3 protein-coding genes are annotated in these 4792 nt (G+C 39.0%); 2 read left to right on the forward strand and 1 reads right to left on the reverse strand.

Annotation, left to right across the window (positions count from 1 at the left end; all coding sequences use genetic code 11):
* Positions 1-11 precede the first annotated feature (11 nt).
* Entirely contained in the window at positions 12-536 is a 525-nt protein-coding gene (locus ON09_RS22620) for an RNA polymerase sigma factor (protein ID WP_029204575.1), read from the reverse strand.
* Between the two features lie 395 nt (positions 537-931).
* Between ON09_RS22620 and dinB the strand changes: the two genes are divergently transcribed.
* Both dinB and ON09_RS22630 read left to right on the forward strand, forming a co-directional pair.
* A complete protein-coding gene (gene dinB, locus ON09_RS22625; RefSeq protein WP_010603347.1) occupies positions 932-2242 on the forward strand; it encodes a DNA polymerase IV in 1311 nt (436 codons plus the stop codon).
* A gap of 150 nt (positions 2243-2392) precedes the next feature.
* Positions 2393-4792, forward strand: a 2400-nt coding sequence (locus ON09_RS22630; RefSeq protein WP_010603348.1) for a PHP domain-containing protein, incomplete at its 3' end; no start/stop codon positions are given.

Here is a 4792-nt window from a genome sequence, read left to right on the forward strand (position 1 = left end):
GGAGCATTTTTTTATGCCCGATAATAGGCATCATTTTTATAATTCTTTAAATTCTTTTTAAGCTCAAGCCTGGCCTGGTGGATGTGGGTTTTTACCGTACCAATGGGTAAACCAAGTTCTTCGGCTATCTCGTGATATTTATAACCCTCAAAGTATCTAACAAATGGGTCACGATATGCTTTAGGAAGTTTATCCAAAGCCTTTTGAATGTCGCCCATCATAAACTTGTTTTCTGCTACATTCCTTGTAGCGCTATGACTCAAATTTGCGTAAGTTATTTCTTCTTCCGTAGTAATTAATGCGTTTTTCTTTGCTGTTTTGCGGTAGTCGTTAATAAACGTATTACGCATAATTACGAAAAGCCATCCTTTTAAGTTAGAACCTTCCTCAAACTTATGGAAGAATCTAATTGCCTTCATCAGGGTGTCTTGTACCAGATCATTTGCATCATCCAAGTCTTTTGTGAACTGAAGAGCGTGAGAGCGTAGCGAGCTTGCATTGCTATTAACAATGCTGCTAAATTCTGTTTTGTTCATAGGTTTGATTTTTAGGTAATGTGCCCAAATAGTGGCAAACATCATACCGCTAACATCATATGTTATTTATTCACGTAGTATTACTTATAAAACTTTTATTTTTTTAATTAATAAGTTAGCCTATAAGCATTCCCTAGCTAGATTAGCGTGAATTTTGCAGATCAGGCAACGAGAAATACCTAAAACAGATAGCTGATTGATAATCATCAGGCATCGATCTAGTGTATCTTAATTGCTCCAAACTATGCAAACTTAACTTCCTCGCAAAAATACAGGTCAGCCCTAAAAACTAAAAATGTTAGTATTTTGTGGATAAAATAGAGTTTATAAAAACTAATTATATTAGTATTTTTGATCAATCGGTGTGTAGTAGTTAATTTAATGAGAGAAATGCGATGGACAAAGAAAAACAGATTATTCATATGGACCAGGATGCGTTTTTTGTATCGGTAGAGTTGAGGAAAAATCCAAAGCTAATAGGTAAACCTGTAATTGTCGGTGGCAATTCTGATCGTGGCGTGGTGACCTCATGCAGCTATGAAGCCCGGAAATTTGGCGTTCATGCTGCAATGCCCGGCCGGATGGCGAAACAGCTCTGTCCGCAGGCTATTTTTGTTAGGGGCAATATGGATGATTATTCGAAGGCTTCGCATGAGATTACAGAAATTATTGCCGATCGTGTTCCGCTATTTGAAAAAGCCAGTATTGATGAGCACTATATCGATATGACCGGAATGGACAAGTTCTTCGGTTGTATGAAATTTTCATCGGAATTACGACAGACGATTATTAAAGAAACCGGCTTACCCATTTCCTTTGGTTTATCCGTAAATAAAACGGTATCTAAAATCGTAACCAATGAATGCAAGCCCAATGGCGAAAAAGAAATTCCTTTTCCGGAAGTGCGTGACTTTTTAAACCCTCTTGCTGTACATAAAATACCAGGCATTGGTGATGCAACATTAAAAAAATTGAGTGAAATGGGCGTTCGAAAGATTCAGACGCTTGCTGAAATACCTCAGGATTTAATGTTTAAGATTTTAGGGCAGCATGGTTTGGGACTTTGGCAAAAGGCGAACGGGATAGATTTTTCTCCGGTGGTGCCATACAGAGAGCGCAAATCAATTGGTACCCAAACTACTTTCGAGAGCGATAGCATGGATATTTCAAAGATGAAGGCCATACTAAGCGGAATGGTTACCAATTTAACTTATGAACTTCGAAGTCAGCAGAAACTTACCGCCTGCATAACGGTTACCATTCGTTATTCGAATTTCGAAACCGTAACGCAACAATCACGGATTCCATATACCGCACTTGATTCCTTTTTGATTACCAAGGCCCATGATTTATTTAAAAAGCTGTACGCTAAACGAATGCTGTTGCGATTGATAGGTGTTAAACTTTCACATCTGGTAAGTGGTTTCGAACAAATTGGTTTATATCATACTTCAGAGGAAGAATATGATTTATATCAGGCGATGGATAAGGTGCGGAACCACTATGGAATTGAATCGGTAGTGAAGGCTTGTATCGTGAAGGGCCCTGAAAGAGATGAAAATGGTAAGGTGATAAAATATAATCCCCGGAAAAATAAATTCAAAAACCATACGGAAGGTGAAACCGAAAACACCGAAGAACGTAAAAAATCGAGAATCAGAACCTTCATTAATGCCGAATTAGGGACGGCTACAAAATTGGATTAGTAGTTTTTGATGATAGTGATTAACCGTGTAATTGATTAATGCTAATCGATCAATTGATCATTATTTTAAATCGGTATCGGTAGTAAAATTGGCAAGCGCTAACGGAAAAATACAAACTTTTAACTGAGAACTGTTAACTGAAAACTAAATATGTTCCTCAATGTACATTCTTCATATAGCTTAAAATACGGAACGATTGATGTGAAAGAAGTCGTAAGGCAAGCTCGTGCTTTGGGAATTCGGCAAATGGCGCTCACCGATATCAATAATTCCACCGGCGTAATGGAGTTTATTCGCGAATGTTACCAGCAAGGCATTGCTCGCGAAGCGGATGATATTCAGGCGGGCAATATTTCTTATCAAATAAAACCCATTGCCGGTATCGAATTCCGAAGAGATAACCATCTGTTATACATTGGTATCGCCAGAAACAAAGAGGGAATGCGTGAACTTAATGAGTTTTTAAGTCATCATAATATAGAAGCTATGCCTTTGCCCAATGATGCGCCTTCACTTCCTGATGTTTTTTTCATCTACCCATTTACAAAAACCTTCAATCGTGAGCTGAAATTTAACGAATTTGTAGGCATAAAGGCGAAACAGCTTAATCATCTGTATCAACACCAACTGCTTGGCACAAAAGAAAAACTGGTTGTTTGGCATCCGGTCACCGTGAGTAACAAAATTGAATATCGGTTGCACGAATATTTAAGAGCCATCGAATTGAACACACTGTTAAGTATGGTGCCTGAAGATGCAAAATGTGCCAATGAAGAGGTTTTGATTCCTGAAGAACAATTAAAAAGCAGTTTCGATCGTTTTCCCTTCATTATTGAAAATACGCAGAAGTTAATCGATAATTGTGATCTGAGTGTTTATTTTGAATCCGGAGCGCAACCAGCTTCCAAAAACAGAATTTCCTACAGTAAAGAAGGTGCAGCGTTCGATCAGAAATTGCTGCGAAAAATTGCATATAAAGGTTTGGTTTATCGCTACGGACCAGATAATAAGGTTGCGCAGGAGCGAATGGAGAAAGAACTACGCATCATCGAACTTAAAAACTATTGTCCCTATTTTCTGATCACTTTTGATATTATTCGTTACGCCATCGGCAAGTGTAATTTTTATCATGTGGGCAGAGGTTCTGGCGCAAATAGCATCGTTGCTTACTGTTTGCGTATCACCGATGTTGATCCGATAGCGCTTGATTTGTATTTTGAACGTTTTCTTCACGAAAAGCGCACAAGTCCGCCTGATTTTGATATTGACTTTGCTTGGGATGAACGCGAAACCATCCAGAAATATATCTTTAAAAAGTATCCGAAATGGCATGTTGCATTTTTAGGGACCATGAGTACTTTTAAAGACCGGGCAATAATCCGGGAGATTGGAAAGGTATTGGGCCTGCCTAAAAGTGAGATTGATAGTTTTAGTGATCCGACGAAGGAAAGGGAAAATCAACAGAATGCGACGTATAATAAATTGGCAGCGGTACATCGCCACATGCAAAATATGCCTAACCAGCGGTCTATTCATGCCGGAGGAATCCTGATTTCTGAAGAACCGATTACCTACTATACTGCTTTGGATATGCCTCCGAAAGGATTCGTTACCGTACAGTGGGATATGTATGAAGCCGAAGCAATTGGTTATGAAAAGTTCGATATTTTAAGTCAGCGGGGAATTGGTCACATCCGTGAAGCAGTGCAAATCATTAAACGAAACTGCAATCGTGAAATTGATATTCACGATTTTAAAACGTTTAAAAATGATCCGAAACTAAATGCGATTTTACGCGAAGGTCAGCCCATCGGATGTTTCTATATTGAATCGCCTGCGATGCGGCAATTATTAAAAAAACTAAAGTGTGAAGATTATTTAACCCTAGTTGCAGCCAGCTCTATCATCAGGCCAGGTGTTGCAAGTTCGGGAATGATGAAGTCTTTCATCGAACGCTACCACGCACCCGATAAAGTGGTTTATCTCTGCGAGGAAATGAAAACGCAACTCAAAGAAACTTATGGGGTAATGGTTTATCAGGAAGATGTGATTAAGGTTTGCCATTATTTTGCCGGCCTCAATCTGGCTGATGCCGACGTGTTGCGTAAGGCAATGAGTGGAAAATATCGATCTAAGCTTGCTTTTGACGAACTGGTAAATAAGTTTTTTGTATCGGCCAGGAAAAAAGGGCACAGCGAAAAGCTGATTACTGAAGTGTGGCGCCAGATTTCTTCATTTGCTGGTTATAGCTTTTCAAAAGCACATTCTGCCTCGTTCGCCGTAGAAAGTTACCAAAGCTTATACTTAAAAACCTACTACCCAAAAGAATTTATGGTTGCCGTTTTAAATAATTATGGCGGTTTTTATACGCGATGGGTTTATGTTCACGAATTGCAAAAAACAGGAGCAAAGGTTCATTTGCCATGTGTTAACCATAGCGACGAGGTGGTAACTATTAGAGAAAATGATGCCTATTTGGGCTTTGTCGGCATTCAAGGATTGGAGCAGAAATTAATCGAACTCATACCCAAAGAACGGCAGTGTGTACGT

The sequence above is a fragment of the Pedobacter agri PB92 genome, from assembly GCF_000258495.1.
Taxonomy (GTDB): Bacteria; Bacteroidota; Bacteroidia; order Sphingobacteriales; family Sphingobacteriaceae; genus Pedobacter; species Pedobacter agri.